The organism is Bacillus sp. FSL K6-2431 (assembly GCF_038005165.1).
In the GTDB taxonomy this organism is placed as follows: Bacteria; Bacillota; Bacilli; order Bacillales; family Bacillaceae; genus Bacillus; species Bacillus pumilus.
Map to the genome: position 1 here is coordinate 3,145,155 of NZ_JBBOSQ010000001.1, position 17,215 is coordinate 3,162,369.

The window sequence follows — 17,215 nt, forward strand, 5'->3', positions numbered from 1 at the left end:
GAGCGAAAGCAGGTGTTAGAAATAGGAAAGTTGTCGGATACTAATCATAGTTAATTTTGATTAGAATAGGAAGATCGGAAAAAAATCTTTATTTGGAGCTGCGATCTGTGAGCCGCTAGAGGCGAAAATCACAAGTTGCAAATTGAAATGAGCGTCATATACTGTAAGTCAGATAGACGTTTGTTGGAGGTACAATTATGACTGTTTATCATTTTGTTGGAATAAAAGGGACAGGTATGAGTCCACTGGCCCAAATTCTTCATGATACTGGGTATACTGTCCAAGGATCGGATATCGAAAAACATATCTTTACACAAAAAGCATTAGAAGAACGAAATATTAAAATTCTTCCATTTGACCCAGATAATATTCAGCCAGGGATGACCGTCATTGCAGGTAATGCATTTCCTGATACACACCCTGAGATTGAACGCGCCCTTTCTGAAGGGATTCCTGTCATTCGTTACCATAAATTCCTTGGAGAATACATGGATACATTCACAAACGTTGCGATTACTGGTGCTCATGGTAAAACGTCAACAACAGGACTGCTTGCCCATGTGATGCAATCAGCGAAACCAACTTCATACTTAATCGGTGATGGATCTGGTATGGGGAAAGAAAACAGCGAGTATTTTGTATTTGAAGCATGCGAATACCGCAGACACTTCCTCAGCTATCATCCAGACTATGCGATCATGACCAATATTGATTTTGATCATCCTGATTACTTCTCGGATATTGACGACGTGTTTGATGCATTTCAAAACATGGCGCTACAAGTGAAAAAGGCCATTATCGCTTGCGGTGATGACGAGCATCTACCTAAAATTCAAGCGAAGGTACCTGTTGTATACTACGGTTTCAATGAAGAAAATGATTTCCAAGCACGCAATGTTGTGAAGAACACGGAAGGCACTACATTTGATGTATTTGTACGTAATACGTTTTATGATACCTTCTACATTCCTGCCTACGGAAATCACAATGTCCTTAATTCATTAGCTGTGATTGCATTATGTCACTATGAAGCCATTGATGTAGAGCTCATCAAAGGGGCACTAACGACATTTGGTGGAGTCAAACGCCGCTTTAATGAAAAAGTAGTCGGTGAGCAGGTTTTAATTGACGACTATGCCCATCACCCAACGGAGATTGAAGTCACAATTGAAGCAGCACGCCAAAAGTATCCAGACCGTGAGATTGTCGCTGTCTTCCAGCCGCATACCTTCACACGTACACAGCAATTCTTAAGTGAATTTGCTGACAGTTTGAAAAAAGCGGACTATGTATACCTATGTGATATTTTCGGTTCAGCCCGTGAAAACATCGGGAAGCTGAGTATCGAAGACTTACGAGAAAAAATCCCGCAGGCCCAATTGATTGCAGAAGAAGATACATCTGTGCTGAAAGCGCACAAAGATGGGATTCTGGTCTTTATGGGAGCAGGAGACATTCAAAAATATTTGCGTGCTTATGAAAAAGTCGCTGTATAAATACTTAAACGAAAAGTGCCGTTTTGATCGGCACTTTTTTTATTTTGAATAAAATGTGACAAAGCGGCTAATTGTGTCAACATCTTCCGCTTTTTTTCGTTCGCTGTGGACAGGAATCAGCGAATAAGTGTAGAATTATTATTCAATCGGTCATTCTACGCGATGTTTGAATGATACAACGAGAGGGTAATGAATTGAATATGCCCGCAGCAAAGGAGGTATCAGATGATTATTATTCTATATCTAAGCGTTGCACTGATTGCAATTGCTTTCCTCATTCTTGTCATCTACTTGTCCAAAACATTAAAATCCTTACAGCTGACATTAAAGAATGTCGCATCAACTTTAGAAGGTCTTGAAGGTCAGATGCAGGGGATCACCACAGAGACAGCACAGTTGCTACATAAGACGAATCAGCTTGCTGAAGATATTCAAGACAAATCGGCAAAACTCAACACAGTTGTGGATGCGGTGCAGGGAATTGGCGGCTCGATCAACCAATTTAATACAAGCATAAAGCAGGCAGCTGGTGCGGTTTCTTCATCCGTTGAACGAAATCAAGAAAAAGTCACGGATGTGGTAAGCTGGAGTAACGCAGCACTTGAAATTTATAAAAAATGGAAACAACGAAAACACCAAAAATAAACCATTTTCGCATAGGAGGAATAATCATGAGCAAAGACGGAATCAATAGCAAAGACTTTTTGATCGGAACACTTATTGGTGGAATTGTGGGTGCAACAACAGCTTTATTTTTAGCACCGAAGTCAGGGAAAGAGCTTCGCGATGATTTGAACACCCAAGCGAATGTTTTAAAAGAAAAAACAGATCGACTCACAACAGATGCAAAAGAAAGAGGCACTGAATATGTGACGATTGCGAAAGATAAAACGTCTGAATTGTCTCAAATGGTGGCAGAACAGTCAAACCAAATTTTAGACAAAGTGAAAGACATAAAAGAACGTGCAGCTGGAAAAGCTAATCATGTGAAAAGTGAAGCAGAAGATGCGGCAGCTGACATAGCAAGTGAAGCATCAGATGTAGCGGATGAAGCCAAAGTACGAGCACAAGAAGCGAAATCAGAAATTGAAGATGGCATTAAAGATGTCAAAGAAAAAGTAGAACAATCGACTAAAGGCTAACTCTTACTGCACAGAGTGAAGAAGGAGAACATCATGTCAAAACAACTCATTGAAACAGAAGAACAGTTTGATCAACTAACGAATCAAGATGGGACCTTTGTCTTTTTTAAGCACAGTTTGACATGTCCGATCAGTCAAGCGGCTTTTCAAGAGTTTGAAGCATTTGCGTCTGCACATGAAGACGTGCCAACTTATTTCTTGCAAATTCAAAACACAAGAGAGCTTTCATCCTATGTGACAGAAAAGTCAGGGGTAAAGCACGAAAGTCCCCAGGCACTCGTCTTTAGCGGTGGAAAAGTAAAATGGCATGCATCCCACTCAAGCATTACAAAAGAAGCGCTTGAACATAATGTGTAAAAGAAACGTCAGCAACTGCTGACGTTTCAGCGTGTAGACAAACCCTCGCATTCTTTGTCAGGACTGTGCTCCGGTGCTCACGAATGTCAAATTCGCTCCGCTCCTGTGCTCGCCCTTCCTAGACTGCAAAGGTTTTCTAACACGCTGAAAAGAAGACAAAGGGCTAAAATAAAGATCATTTTAGCCCTTTGTCAACAATCTGAACGTCAGCAACTGCTGACGTTTTTTTTATAAAAAAGGTTTACTTCAATCAAAACTATGCTATAATCTTACACATAATACTTTATCGCTTAAAAGCGTTTGGGTAATAAAGAAAATTTTCGTGACAATTCCGAAATCTTTGTTTATAATAAACCCTATCATGAGAGAATGAAAAAAAAAAAGCGAGAACAGGCAGAGGAAAGGATGACAAAAATGAGCAACAATGAACTAGAACAATTGAGACAGCAGGCAGATGAACTAAATCTTCAAATCTTAAAACTGATCAATGAAAGAGGAAGCATTGTAAAAGAAATTGGAAAGGCGAAAGAAGCGCAAGGTGTCAACCGTTATGATCCTGTCAGAGAGCGCACAATGCTGAACCAAATTCTTGAAGCAAATGATGGACCATTCGAAAACTCAACAATTCAGCATATTTTCAAAGAGATTTTCAAAGCAGGCCTAGAGCTTCAAGAAGATGACCACAGCAAAGCACTTCTTGTTTCTCGTAAGAAAAAATCGGAAAATACAATCGTGAACATCAATGGAGAAGCGATCGGTGATGGGAAACAGCGCTTCATCGTTGGACCATGTGCTGTTGAAAGCTACGAGCAAGTTGCAGAAGTGGCGGCAGCAGCGAAACAGCAAGGACTAAAACTACTTCGCGGAGGTGCATTTAAACCTCGCACAAGTCCATACGATTTCCAAGGACTTGGTGTAGACGGTCTTAAAATTCTAAAGCGTGTAGCGGATGAATACGGTCTTGCTGTCATTAGTGAAATCGTCAATCCTGCTCATATTGAAGAAGCGATTGAGCATATCGATGTCATCCAAATTGGTGCACGGAACATGCAAAACTTCGAGCTATTAAAAGCAGCCGGATCTGTGAAGAAACCAGTTCTTTTAAAACGTGGTCTTGCAGCGACTATTTCAGAATTCATCAATGCAGCTGAATACATCATCGCCCAAGGAAATGACCAAATCATCCTTTGCGAGCGCGGTATCCGCACATATGAAACAGCGACAAGAAATACACTAGATATTTCTGCTGTGCCAATCTTGAAACAAGAAACACATTTACCAGTCTTTGTTGATGTGACGCACTCAACTGGACGTAGAGATCTTCTCCTTCCAACAGCGAAAGCAGCTCTTGCGATTGGAGCAGACGGTGTCATGGCAGAAGTGCATCCAGATCCATCTGTTGCTCTATCTGACTCAGCGCAGCAAATGGACATTCCTCAATTCGAAAAATGGTTAGATGCGTTAAGACCACTTGTTAACATTCACGCGTAATCATAGATAGAAAGCCGCCGGATGACTGCCCGGCGGTTTTTCTATGGATAAAACATGATGGATATTGGGAATGAAAGGAAAAGAGCACATTGCAAGCTTTAAAAGTGCTTGTTCACAATGTTTTCATTTTTAAAATTCAATAGAATCTGCTAAGATCATTGTCATAGCTGACGTTCTCGACGACTTTTCATGAAATATGATTCAATTTACAGGTAACAAGCTCATTAAAGTTTGTTTAATTTAGTTATAAAAAGAAAGGGAACGTTTTCATATGGTGAAAAAACGTGTATAATTTCATAAAAGAATGTCATTTTGATGTAGATTGAAAAATTATGTGTCTCTTTTCATCGTTTTAATGACAAATAGGATATTATTTTCCTCGTATCTGACATGTCTCTATCCAATTGGTGAATGCTATAGATATGAAGTGTATTTGAAGGAGTGATTTATGTGAATAATGTTACAATATATGATGTAGCAAGAGAAGCAAATGTAAGTATGGCAACGGTATCACGCGTAGTGAATGGGAATCCGAATGTAAAACCAACAACAAGAAAAAAGGTACTTGAAGCGATTGATCGCCTTGGCTATCGCCCGAATGCGGTGGCACGAGGCCTTGCAAGTAAAAAAACAACAACGGTGGGAGTCATCATCCCTGATATTTCGAGTATCTTCTATTCAGAGCTTGCTCGCGGAATTGAAGATATCGCCACGATGTATAAGTACAACATCATTTTGAGCAACTCAGATCAAAATACCGATAAAGAGCTTCATCTTTTAAATACAATGCTAGGTAAACAAGTAGATGGGATTGTCTTTATGGGTGGAAATATCACAGATGTGCTTGTTGAAGAATTTAAGCGCTCTCCTGTGCCAATTGTTCTTGCTGCATCTGTTGAAGAGCAAGCTCAAACACCGTCTGTCAACATCAACTACGAGCAAGCGATTTATGATTCAGTTCAGCTTTTAGTTGAAAAAGGACATAAGCGAATTGCCTTCGTATCTGGCCCAATGTCAGAACCGATTAACTCTATGAGAAAGCTTGCAGGCTATAAGCGTGCGCTCGAAGAAGCGGGCATCGCATTTGACGATGCGCTCGTCGCTGAAGGCGATTATTCGTATGATTCTGGAATTGAATCACTTGCTCACTTGCTTGAGCAGTCTGACAAGCCGACAGCTGTTATTGCGGCTACGGATGAAATGGCGCTAGGTGTCATTCATGGAGCACAAGATAGAGGCGTATCCATTCCTGACGATTTAGAAGTGATTGGCTTTGATAACACGAGACTTTCTCTCATGGTGCGTCCTCAGCTGACAACTGTTGTTCAGCCGACGTATGATATTGGTGCTGTCGCAATGAGACTGCTGACAAAGCTGATGAACAAAGAGCAAGTAGATGACCAAATTGTGGAACTTCCACACAGAATTGAAGAAAGACAATCAACAAAATAAAACGAAAAAGCAGGCTTACACATCAGTGAATGCCTGCTTTTCTTATGCATTTTTCTTTTCTCTTCTAACGGGCATCAGTGCTTTTTCTACAGTTTGAGCATTTTTTTCTGTGATTTCTGCTTTTCTTGGGATCGGTGGATATAAATCGTCAGGGTCTCTCCATGTGGATGGCAGGGTGACAGGAGATTGTTTATGCCAAGCCTGAACCCAGTCCTGAGGCAGTTCATTAGGCGGTGTAATGCCTTTCATTTCAAGCCAAATTCGGCTCCACGCCCTTGGCACGACACGCCAAATATCATATCCTCCTCCGCCGACAGCGATCCATTTGCCATCACAATATTGATGCGCTAATTCATGGGCAAGTCTAGGAATTTCCTCATATATTTTCATGGTGGCAGATAAATGGGTTAACGGATCATAGTAGTGTGCGTCTGCGCCGTTTTGCGTCAAAATCACATCTGGTTTAAAAAAAGCAGCAATTTCCGTCACTGCTGTTCGGTATGCTTCAAGGAACGATTCGTCTTCTGTAAATGCATCAAGCGGAATATTGTAGGCGTAGCCATAGCCTTTATCATGACCTCTTTCCTGTACTTGTCCAGTTCCAGGGAACAAATAGCGTCCCGTTTCATGAATCGAGACCGTACATACCTCAGGGTCGTCATAGAAGCTGAATTGTACACCATCTCCATGATGGGCATCCGTATCAATATATAAAATTCTTGCACCATATGTCTTTTGAATATATTGAATCGCCACTGAGCTGTCATTATAAATACAGAAGCCAGATGCACGCCCTTTAAACCCGTGATGAAGTCCACCGCCAAGATTCAGTGCATGCTGCGAGTGTCCCATCATTACTTGGTCAACGGCTGTGAGTGTCCCGCCAACAAGGAGAGAAGCTGCCTCATGCATACCTGCAAACATCGGTGTATCCTCCGTGCCAAGACCGTAGCGCTCCCCCTCTGCTGTAGAGAGCTTTCCTTGACTAGCCCGCTGCACAGCTTGAATATAATCGGCTGTATGGACGAGCTTTAATTCCTCGAGGGTCGCCATACGCGGTGCGACGATCTCATCATCTGTTAACGCCTTCATTTTTTGAAGCAGGTCATATGTTAAGTAGACACGAAGCTGATTGAAGGGATGGTCTTGGTGAAACTGGTACGTTTGAAAAGAGGGTGAAAAAACAAAGGTCGCTTCCTTCATTTGATCGTCTGCTCCATAGGCCACAGCACCTTATAGCCTTTTGCACGAATCAGCTTCGTCACATGATCTGCATGCATGGTTTGAAGGCGGAAGACGAGCACTTTAGACGATTCATTTGCATGTGGATACACAAGCACACTCAGCATTTGAATATGCTGCTCTTTTAAAATGGTCGTAATGTCTGCAAGACCTTCTGTCATTTGGTCCACTTCAACCTCTAAGTGTGACCCAGGCTGATCTGCACCTGTCAGTCTGACAAACGTACGAAGCAAATCAGTCTTTGTGATAATGCCTACAAGCTTGCCGCGTCTCACCACTGGAAGGCAGCCAATTCCGTGTTCAAAAAAGACACTAGAAATCTCTTCAACGAAATCAAGCGGATGAGCAGTAATCGTCTCTAATACCATGATCTCTTCAACAGGCCGCTGAATAAAGAGCTTCCTTTTTTCTGTTTCAAATATACTTGGACTGGCATTTTTAATATCTCGATCTGTCACCATCCCAATGACAGAATCTTGATCAGATACGATTGGAATATGCCGAATGTGATGTGCACTCATTTTTTTTATGGCTTCTTCAATCGTATCGGTTTTTCGCAGCGTGATCACATCACGCTCCATAATTTGTTCAATCATCATTGTTTACCAATCCCCTTTGCCAAAAAAACGAATTGAACGTTAATACATAAAGCGTTGATGGAAGCGAAGACGATCGAAACGCTCAATCGAATCAGGACTCACGTTTTTCCCGATTCTGGCCATTAAACAATTGGCTGGATGTGAGCTGATCTCTGGCTCGTCTGTTGCAAACCAAACAAGACCGCCTGCGTTCATCATTTTCTCCATCATCTTGCGGTACTCCCACACGTTTTTCTTTGTCCCCTTTAAATCCCAATGCCAGTAATATTCAGTTGTAATGACGATATAATTCTCCATTTGCTCATCCATCATGCTCACATCAAGTAAATGCTTACCAAGTGAGCAGCCTCTAAATGGAGGAGCGACCTCAATCGCGCCAAGCTCGATTAAATTGTCCATGTTGCCCTCTGACCAGCGCTCAAGCGGATCAGGATACAAATACGTGACATAGCCGACAACAAGCTCATCCACTCTTGCAATGATAATACGTCCTTCTGGAAGGTCTGCTATTTCAACAAGTGCTTGTTTCTGTTCCTCTGGCGTGCGAAATGCCGTTAGGCCTTCATGAAACGTATAGTTCGCAAGCTCTGATGCAGGTACCGGACCTTCAATCAGGATGGTACCTGTTTCTCGCTTAATGATTTTTGAATAATAAGTTTTAGGATGCTCCACGTATCCACCGCCTCAAATTCTAGTGAGTCGTCTCTATTTTATCTTAAAACTTGCAAGAATTAAAACGGTTTCACTATAAGTTTTTTAAAAATTGAGAAAAAAAGTCATCTATACTATAATAGTCATTGTAAACGTATGCAAAGGGGGACTGTTTGATGAAAGTGGAAACGCTACCATCAGTAAAAGGGGACTATCATTTAAATGATTATGAGCAGGCATACAAAGAATTTTCATGGGAAGAAGCAAGAAAAAACTTCTCATGGTATGAAACAGGAAACATAAATGCAGCCTATGAAGCGATTGACAGACATGCGGACTCGTTTCGTAAGAACAAGGTGGCGCTTCACTACAGAGATTCACAGCGGGATGAAAAGTATACGTTCAGAGATATGAAAATCAACACAAATAAAGCGGGCAATCTATTCAGAGAAAATGCGCATGTGCAAAAAGGGGATCGCGTATTTATCTTTATGCCAAGATCACCTGAGCTCTATTTTCTTCTGCTTGGCGCAGTCAAAATTGGTGCGATCGTTGGCCCGTTATTTGAGGCATTTATGGAAGGTGCGGTCAAAGACCGTTTAGAAAATAGCGAGGCGAAGGTCATTGTGACAACGCCGGATCTGCTTGAACGAATTCCATTTGCAGAGCTTCCAAAACTTGAATCTGTCATCATTGTCGGCGGTGAAAAGGAAGACGTCGATGGCGTTCGGACAATCCATTATGAAGAGGCTTTTGCGCAGGCGGCGAAGGACCTTGAAATCGAATGGATGGATGAAAAAGACGGCTTTCTGCTTCATTACACGTCAGGGTCGACAGGTACGCCAAAAGGTGTGCTGCATGTCCATGGCGCAATGGTTCAGCAAGACCAGACTGGTAAATGGGTGCTTGATCTGAAAGAAGACGATGTCTACTGGTGTACAGCTGACCCAGGCTGGGTAACAGGCACAGTGTACGGCATTTTTTCACCGTGGTTAAATGGGACGACGAATGTCATTTTAGGCGGCAGATTTAACCCTGATACGTGGTATGAAACGATTGAATCACTAGGTGTGACCGTTTGGTACAGTGCACCGACCGCCTTTAGAATGCTAATGGGGGCAGGAGATGACCTCATTCAAAAATATGATCTCAGATCGCTCCGTCATGTGTTAAGTGTAGGTGAGCCTCTTAATCCAGAAGTCATCCGCTGGGGAGACGCTGTATTTGGCAAACGAATTCATGATACTTGGTGGATGACGGAAACCGGTGCACAGCTGATTTGTAATTATCCATGCATGGACATTAAACCAGGTTCAATGGGGAAACCGATTCCAGGCGTAGAAGCTGCGATTGTGGATAATGCCGGAAATGAACTTCCGCCATATCGGATGGGCAACCTCGCCATCAAAAAAGGCTGGCCGTCTATGATGCATACGATCTGGAACAATCCTGAAAAATATGAATCTTACTTTATGCCGGGAGATTGGTATGTTTCAGGAGATTCAGCTTATATGGACGAAGACGGATACTTTTGGTTCCAGGGACGTGTCGATGATGTGATCATGACATCAGGAGAGCGGGTTGGTCCTTTTGAGGTGGAAAGCAAACTGGTCGAACATCCGGCCATTGCAGAGGCTGGTGTCATTGGAAAACCAGATCCGGTCCGCGGCGAAATTATTAAAGCATTCATTGCGCTTAGAAGTGGATATGAGCCGACAGATGAGCTGAAAGAAGAGATCCGTACGTTTGTGAAAAAAGGACTCGCTGCACATGCGGCACCGAGAGAAATCGAGTTTAAGGACAAACTGCCTAAGACGCGAAGCGGAAAAATTATGAGACGTGTGCTAAAGGCGTGGGAGCTGAATTTACCGGCTGGCGACCTATCGACAATGGAAGATTAATTTTTTCATCAGTTGACTTGATATCAAAAATATGTTTAAAATGACATTAGTTGAATATGTAAAGGTTTTGACTGAGATTCAGTAGAATCATCTTTCCCTGTCCAAGAGAGCTGACGGCTGGTGCGAGTCAGTACAAAGAGATATTCGAATTACCCTCACGAACCGCTTTTACGAAAAGGAGCATGTATGCTGTCCTGATTAGTGAAAGAACGGATCTATCCGTTATCAGTGTAAGTGAAAAGGCGTGATTTATTGTCTTTTAAGCAGGGTGGTACCGCGATATATATCGTCCCTTCGTTCATTCGAAGGGGCGTTTTTTATGTTGAATTGTAAAAAAAGGAGAATTGGATATGAGTCAATTGATGGAAGAGTTATCGTTCAGAGGATTAATTCAGCAGCAAACAGATGAAGAAGGTTTAACAAAATTATTATCGGAAGAAAAAATCAAGCTTTACTCCGGTTTTGACCCAACAGCGGACAGCTTACACATTGGTCACCTATTGCCAATTTTAACATTACGCAGATTCCAGGAAGCAGGCCATCATCCGATTGCTCTTGTTGGCGGCGCAACTGGACTAATCGGCGACCCTAGCTTCAAAAAAGCAGAACGTTCACTAAACCCAGCAGAAATCGTCGAACAGTGGTCAGATAAAATCAAAGGACAGCTCTCTCAATTTCTTGATTTTGAAGCAGGCGAGAATCCAGCCGTTATCGTGAATAACTACGACTGGATCAGCCAAATGAATGTCATCACGTTCCTTCGTGATATTGGAAAGAATTTCGGTGTGAACTTCATGCTGGCAAAAGATATCGTCAGCTCACGGATTGAGACAGGCATTTCGTACACAGAGTTTAGCTACGTCATCCTGCAATCTTTAGACTTCTTAAATCTTTACAGAAATGAAAACTGTAAGCTGCAAATTGGCGGAAGCGACCAGTGGGGAAATATCACATCTGGACTTGAACTGATCCGTAAGTCTGAAGCAGAAGGGGCAAAAGCATTCGGTTTAACGATGCCGCTCGTCACGAAAGCAGACGGTACGAAATTTGGTAAAACAGAAGGCGGCGCCATCTGGTTAGATAAAGAAAAAACGTCTCCATATGAGTTCTACCAATTCTGGATCAACACAGATGACCGTGACGTCGTGAAATACTTAAAATACTTTACGTTCTTATCAAAAGAAGAGATCGCATCGTACGAAGAAAAAGTGCAAACAGCACCTGAAAAACGTGAAGCACAGCGCCGTCTAGCAGAGGAAGTGACGACACTTGTACATGGCCGTGAATCACTAGAACAGGCGGTCAACATCTCAAATGCGCTATTTAAAGGCGAGATTAAATCTCTTTCAGCAGAAGAAGTCAAAGTAGGCTTTAAAGATGTTCCATCAATGGAGAAAAGCAGCACAGAAGAGTTAACACTTGTCGATGTCCTTGTGGAATCAAAGCTGTCACCATCAAAACGTCAAGCGCGTGAAGACATCACAAATGGTGCAGTTTCCATCAACGGAGAGAGACAAACCGATAAAGACTACGTCCTTTCAGCTGAAGATAGAATTGAAAACCAATTTACCGTCTTAAGGAGAGGGAAAAAGAAATACTTCCTTGTGAATTACAAATAAAAACGATGTGCAGCCGGCTGAGATTACCGGCTGCTTTTTTTATTCAAAATGTGAGGAGGGTGCTCAGTTAAGAGTCTAATAGACTGCTCATAGAGACATTGCCTAGTCTTTTGGCATTGACGCTTAGAAAGTCAAAGGTGCTTTTTCAGTAATTATTTTCTATAAAATAGAGCAACAAACAGTGCCTTGTTCACTTTTATGACATATTTTTCTTGTATAAAATAGAGTCGAATAAGATGAATAAGGGGGAATGAAAGTGATTTGTTTTAAGAAAAAGAGTTTGCAAATTCTTGTTGCGCTTGCATTAGTGATAGGTTCAATGGCCTTCATCCAGCCGAAAGAGATCAAAGCGGCTGAGCACAATCCGGTTGTGATGGTACATGGCATTGGCGGTGCGTCTTATAACTTTGCTTCTATTAAAAGTTACTTGGTCACACAAGGCTGGGATCGTAACAAATTATTTGCTATCGATTTCATAGACAAAACAGGGAATAACCGCAACAATGGTCCGCGTCTATCTAGATTCGTCAAAGATGTGTTAGACAAAACGGGTGCTAAAAAAGTAGATATTGTGGGTCATAGTATGGGCGGAGCGAACACGCTATATTATATTAAGAATCTAGACGGCGGTGATAAAATTGAAAACGTCGTCACAATTGGTGGAGCAAACGGACTTGTTTCAAGCAGAGCACTACCAGGCACAGATCCAAATCAAAAAATTCTTTACACATCTGTCTATAGCTCAGCCGATATGATTGTTGTCAACAGTCTCTCGCGTTTAATTGGCGCAAAAAACGTCCTGATCCATGGCGTTGGTCATATCGGTCTATTAACCTCAAGCCAAGTGAAAGGGTATATTAAAGAAGGACTGAACGGCGGAGGACAGAATACGAATTAAAAAGCAAAAAAAGACAGCGAAAGCCGCTGTCTTTTTTGATGTCATCTGACATATGGCAACTGCTAGATGAGAGAGATATTGAAAAGGGAGGAAAAACGATGACGCAAAAACTCAAGCATTATTTCTTCAGATACTTTCTCTATTTTCTATGCTCATTTCTCATCATCTATTTCATTTGGATGAAGTTCGTCAAATCAGTTCAAATAGATGAGGTGCTATCTAATTGTACATCGATTATCGGTATCTATTACATCATCACTAGTGTGTGGTTTGTTTTTTTGATGCAAAAACAGGTAAAACACCAGTAAAAGCATGTACAAATGGATCACCATTCCTTACACTACATGTAGTGGATAATAATATTTGGAGGTGAGCGTTTGTGCAAACGAGTCAAAAGGCTTTGATCATTGTCGATGTACAGAAGGCGTTCGAGCATGAAAAATGGGGAGAACGAAATAATCTAGAGGCAGAGGAGAATATCAGCCGCCTATTGAGGTTTTGGAGAGAGAAAGGCTGGACAGTCATTCATATTCAGCATACATCCGACAATCCAGACTCTGTGTTTCATCCGGCAAATGAAGGACATCTGTTCAAAGATATCGCCAGACCGTTAGAGGAAGAAACGGTGATCCAAAAGAAAGTCAACAGCAGTTTCATTGGTACGAACTTGGAGGAACAGTTAAGATCAAACCATATTGACACGGTCGTGATTGCAGGGCTCACAACACCGCACTGCGTATCCACAACCACAAGAATGAGCGGAAACCTTGGCTTTGATACGTACCTCATCTCAGATGCAACAGCCGCCTTTGGACTAACAGATCATACCGGTACATATTTTGACCCCGAGACGATCCACCGGCTCTCACTTGCCACACTGCATGATGAATTTGCGACTGTCATGACAACAGATCAATTGATTAGTAATTGGATGGTAAAATAAAAGATACCGCCATACGCTTAATAATACTTGAGAGAACCTTGGAACAAAAAAATCCTCTAGAATTCTAGGGGATTTTTTTCATGATAGATTATATGGTTTTGAATAGCTTTTTATGAAAAAACAATAGACAAATTTAGCGCAAAATACAATCAAATTTTCAAAATCAAAAGAATTTTAGAATAATCTGGCAATTTGTGTTTATTCTACGCTTATCTTTATTCTTTGTACGTTTTACTTATCCACACCTATTTACAGATGTGGCATATGAATAATGATAAAGGAGATGAATAACTGATGGGTTGTGATAAGTATAAAAAATGCCCTAAATGTAAACAGAAACTATCAAAATCAAACTGCTGCATTATTTGTGAAACAAAAGTAATTGTAGGACGAAGAGGATTACGGGGATTACGAGGGATTCGAGGAGCTACAGGAGCGACCGGTCCAACAGGAGCAACGGGCACGGGCACAGGAGCAACGGGAGCAACGGGTGCCGCAGGAGCCACAGGAGCAACCGGTCCAACAGGTACAACGGGAGATACGGGAGCCACAGGAGCAACCGGTTCAACGGGTGCAACGGGAGCCACAGGAGCAACCGGTTCAACAGGTGCAACAGGAGCAACCGGTCCAACAGGTGCAACAGGAGATACGGGAGCCACAGGAGCGACCGGTGCAACAGGAGCCACAGGAACAACCGGTCCAACAGGAGATACGGGAGCCACAGGAGCAACCGGTCCAACAGGAGCCGCGGGAGCCACAGGAGCGACCGGTCCAACAGGAGATACGGGAGCAACCGGTCCAACGGGTGCAACGGGAGATACGGGAGCAACAGGAGCAACCGGTTCAACGGGTGCAACGGGAGCCACAGGAGCAACCGGTTCAACGGGTGCAACAGGAGCAACCGGTCCAACAGGAGATACGGGAGCCACAGGAGCGACCGGTCCAACAGGAGATACGGGAGCAACCGGTCCAACGGGTGCAACGGGAGATACGGGAGCAACAGGAGCAACCGGTTCAACGGGTGCAACGGGAGCCACAGGAGCAACCGGTTCAACGGGTGCAACAGGAGCAACCGGTCCAACAGGAGATACGGGAGCCACAGGAGCGACCGGTGCAACAGGAGCAACCGGTCCAACAGGAGATACGGGAGCCACAGGAGCAACCGGTTCAACGGGTGCAACAGGAGCAACCGGTCCAACAGGAGATACGGGAGCCACAGGAGCGACCGGTCCAACAGGAGCAACGGGAGCCGCAGGAGCAACCGGTCCAACAGGAGATACGGGAGCAACAGGAGCAATCGGTCCAACGGGTGCAACAGGAGATACGGGAGCCACAGGAGCCACAGGAGCAGGGCTAGCTGAATTTGCATATGTATACAATCTAAGTGCTGAAACAGTAGCTTTAGAGGCCCCGGTGATTTTTGACTCAACTGGAATTATTACTTCTGGTATTACACATGCCCCTGGGACTTCTCAAATTATAGTCACCAATCCAGGAAACTACGAGGTTACTTTTTCAGTTTCTGGCGTAGAGCCAAATCAATTTACCCTATTTGTAAATGGAGGTCCTGTGACGAACACAGTTTATGGGTCAGGAGCTGGTACTCAACAGAATAACGGTCAGGCAATCCTCGCTCTAGCAGCGGGTGACACGCTTACTCTTGTAAACCATACTTCCGCAGCAGCAGTTACTCTTCAAACCCTAGCAGGAGGGACTCAAACAAACGTGAATGCCTCTATTATTATTAAAAAATTAGACTAACTTAAATGTGTAGAAATGCTTTTAGAAGTTTTGCCTGGTGCTCGTCTTGTGTATAGTCTGTTTTCTATATATGTTTTAAATTGATTTGTTCATAGGAGAATCGCAAACAAAAAACCCTAGACCACCTTGAACAATCAAGGGATCTAGGGTTTGTTTGATCTCTCTTTGGAGAGTCATGAAATTAACGAGAGTAGAACTCAACGATTAGTTGTTCGCTGATTTCAGGCGCTAATTCAGAACGCTCTGGAAGACGAGTGAAAGTTCCTTCAAGCTTTTCAGCATCGAAAGTAAGGTATTCAGGAACGAAGCTGTTAACTTCAACTGATTCTTTCACAACTGCAAGGTTTTGAGATTTCTCACGAAGAGCAATCGTTTGACCTGGTTTCACAGAGAAAGATGGGATGTCTACACGGCTTCCATCAACAAGGATGTGACCATGGTTGACTAGCTGACGAGCTTGGCGACGAGTACGAGCAAGGCCAAGACGGTATACTAAGTTGTCAAGGCGAGTTTCAAGAAGGATCATGAAGTTTTCACCTTGTTTACCAGGAAGTTTAGCAGCTTTGTCAAATAGTGTACGGAATTGACGTTCGTTGACACCGTACATGTGACGAAGCTTTTGCTTCTCTTGTAATTGTAAACCGTATTCAGATAGTTTTTTGCGTTGTCCTGGACCATGTGGGCCTGGAGCGTAAGGGCGTTTTTCAAGTTCCTTACCTGTTCCGCTTAATGAAATGCCTAAACGGCGGGAAATCTTCCAACTTGGACCTGTATAGCGAGCCATAATGTGACTCCTCCTTATTTGTTTTTATTTGTGAAAAATAAAAACCGTCTGTTCTTTGTCTTTTCCGTCATTATGTTTTCATGCATCCTCGCTCCAGCAGCAGGGAGTTACAAGATGCACCTTCATATAGAAGGAACAAAATGATACAAAAAAGCCGAACAAAAAGGCTGCCATATTTCACACAAACTCTATTATATGACGCTGGATAGGAGAAGTCAACCTATTTAGAGACAATGGCGATGCTTCGCGTCTGCGAAGAAAATAAAAAAGCAGACAATATGCCTGCTTTTTGTAAGATTACTCATTTGTAGAGGCTGATAATGCCTTTTGGAGTACCTCGGTAAATTGAATTAAGTAGGTTTCATCTACTTCACTGAAACGGTCTTTCACGGGACTGTCAATGTCGAGCACCCCAATGATCTCTCCATTTACCTTGAGCGGAACGACAATTTCAGATTGTGATGCTGCATCACATGCGATATGCCCAGGGAATGCGTGCACATCAGCGATACGCTGGACTTCACCTGTTGCAAATGCCGTACCGCAAACGCCTTTTCCAGATGGGATACGCACACATGCAGGCAGTCCGTTAAACGGTCCGAGCACAAGCTCGCCGCCTTTAGCCAAATAAAACCCTGCCCAATTGACCTCTGGGAGTGAATGATACAATAGCGCCGCCGCATTTGCTAGGTTGGCAATTAGATCAGGCTCACCATCTGTAATGGCTTCGACCTGTTTAACGAGCAATTGATAGTCTTTTGATGGATCGCCAGACTGTTTTTCGACATGAAACATGAAAATCTCCTACTTTCTATCTCAAAAATACATAACTTGCGTCTCACATGTGGGATTTGTCGAGCAATTGTAAAAGGAACTTCC

General features: G+C 42.9%; 17 protein-coding genes and 1 other annotated feature. Of the genes, 12 read left to right on the forward strand and 5 right to left on the reverse strand.

Features of this window, described 5'->3' with window-relative positions:
• The first annotated feature begins 197 nt into the window (after positions 1-197).
• From murC to ccpA, 6 genes are all read left to right on the forward strand, one after another.
• Positions 198-1,496 carry a UDP-N-acetylmuramate--L-alanine ligase gene (gene murC, locus MHH40_RS15910; protein ID WP_003217748.1) on the forward strand — a complete coding sequence of 433 codons (1,299 nt, stop codon included), beginning with the start codon at positions 198-200 and terminating at the stop codon, positions 1,494-1,496.
• A 225-nt stretch (positions 1,497-1,721) separates the two neighbouring features.
• Entirely contained in the window at positions 1,722-2,141 is a 420-nt protein-coding gene (locus MHH40_RS15915; protein ID WP_024424855.1) for a DUF948 domain-containing protein, read from the forward strand.
• 26 nt (positions 2,142-2,167) lie between these two features.
• A complete protein-coding gene (locus tag MHH40_RS15920; protein WP_003217681.1) occupies positions 2,168-2,638 on the forward strand; it encodes a YtxH domain-containing protein in 471 nt (156 codons plus the stop codon).
• 33 nt (positions 2,639-2,671) lie between these two features.
• Complete coding sequence (gene ytxJ / locus MHH40_RS15925) at positions 2,672-2,995, forward strand: bacillithiol system redox-active protein YtxJ (protein ID WP_003217729.1); 324 nt, start codon at positions 2,672-2,674, stop codon at positions 2,993-2,995.
• Between the two features lie 414 nt (positions 2,996-3,409).
• Positions 3,410-4,486, forward strand: coding sequence for a bifunctional 3-deoxy-7-phosphoheptulonate synthase/chorismate mutase (locus MHH40_RS15930; RefSeq protein ID WP_003217626.1), 1,077 nt, complete (start codon positions 3,410-3,412; stop codon positions 4,484-4,486).
• Between the two features lie 450 nt (positions 4,487-4,936).
• Positions 4,937-5,938 carry a catabolite control protein A gene (ccpA, locus tag MHH40_RS15935; protein WP_003217727.1) on the forward strand — a complete coding sequence of 334 codons (1,002 nt, stop codon included), beginning with the start codon at positions 4,937-4,939 and terminating at the stop codon, positions 5,936-5,938.
• 42 nt (positions 5,939-5,980) lie between these two features.
• Here ccpA and MHH40_RS15940 read toward each other — a convergent pair whose 3' ends face one another.
• The 3 genes from MHH40_RS15940 to MHH40_RS15950 are packed head-to-tail and all read right to left on the reverse strand — an operon-like array spanning position 5,981 to position 8,451.
• Positions 5,981-7,141 carry an acetoin utilization protein AcuC gene (locus MHH40_RS15940; protein WP_003217659.1) on the reverse strand — a complete coding sequence of 387 codons (1,161 nt, stop codon included), beginning with the start codon at positions 7,139-7,141 and terminating at the stop codon, positions 5,981-5,983.
• Positions 7,138-7,779: a CBS and ACT domain-containing protein gene (locus MHH40_RS15945; protein ID WP_003217690.1), complete on the reverse strand. Its 642-nt coding sequence runs from the start codon at positions 7,777-7,779 to the stop codon at positions 7,138-7,140. The genes MHH40_RS15940 and MHH40_RS15945 overlap by 4 nt, the downstream gene beginning before the upstream one ends.
• A 39-nt stretch (positions 7,780-7,818) precedes the next feature.
• Positions 7,819-8,451, reverse strand: a complete 633-nt coding sequence (locus MHH40_RS15950; RefSeq protein WP_284906111.1) for a GNAT family N-acetyltransferase — start codon at positions 8,449-8,451, stop codon at positions 7,819-7,821.
• 155 nt (positions 8,452-8,606) lie between these two features.
• Here MHH40_RS15950 and acsA point away from each other — a divergent pair, with 155 nt between their 5' ends.
• From acsA to MHH40_RS15980, 6 genes are all read left to right on the forward strand, one after another.
• The gene (acsA, locus tag MHH40_RS15955; RefSeq protein WP_284906113.1) at positions 8,607-10,331 is read left to right on the forward strand and encodes an acetate--CoA ligase; all 1,725 of its coding nucleotides are present in this window, start codon (positions 8,607-8,609) and stop codon (positions 10,329-10,331) included.
• 58 nt (positions 10,332-10,389) lie between these two features.
• Positions 10,390-10,628: a binding site (T-box leader), on the forward strand.
• 53 nt (positions 10,629-10,681) lie between these two features.
• Entirely contained in the window at positions 10,682-11,950 is a 1,269-nt protein-coding gene (gene tyrS, locus MHH40_RS15960; RefSeq protein WP_106065767.1) for a tyrosine--tRNA ligase, read from the forward strand.
• Positions 11,951-12,269: 319 nt separating this feature from the next.
• Positions 12,270-12,848, forward strand: coding sequence for an esterase/lipase family protein (locus MHH40_RS15965; protein WP_374726556.1), 579 nt, complete (start codon positions 12,270-12,272; stop codon positions 12,846-12,848).
• Between the two features lie 98 nt (positions 12,849-12,946).
• Positions 12,947-13,156 carry a hypothetical protein gene (locus tag MHH40_RS15970; protein ID WP_340901307.1) on the forward strand — a complete coding sequence of 70 codons (210 nt, stop codon included), beginning with the start codon at positions 12,947-12,949 and terminating at the stop codon, positions 13,154-13,156.
• 71 nt (positions 13,157-13,227) lie between these two features.
• Entirely contained in the window at positions 13,228-13,791 is a 564-nt protein-coding gene (locus MHH40_RS15975; protein WP_113387243.1) for a cysteine hydrolase family protein, read from the forward strand.
• 294 nt (positions 13,792-14,085) lie between these two features.
• Complete coding sequence (locus MHH40_RS15980; protein WP_340901308.1) at positions 14,086-15,552, forward strand: BclA C-terminal domain-containing protein; 1,467 nt, start codon at positions 14,086-14,088, stop codon at positions 15,550-15,552.
• Positions 15,553-15,733: 181 nt separating this feature from the next.
• Here MHH40_RS15980 and rpsD read toward each other — a convergent pair whose 3' ends face one another.
• Positions 15,734-16,336, reverse strand: coding sequence for a 30S ribosomal protein S4 (gene rpsD, locus MHH40_RS15985; protein ID WP_012010904.1), 603 nt, complete (start codon positions 16,334-16,336; stop codon positions 15,734-15,736).
• A gap of 297 nt (positions 16,337-16,633) precedes the next feature.
• Positions 16,634-17,131 (reverse strand): GAF domain-containing protein, encoded by a 498-nt coding sequence (locus MHH40_RS15990; RefSeq protein ID WP_212046215.1) that lies wholly within the window; start codon positions 17,129-17,131, stop codon positions 16,634-16,636.
• Positions 17,132-17,215 lie beyond the last annotated feature (84 nt).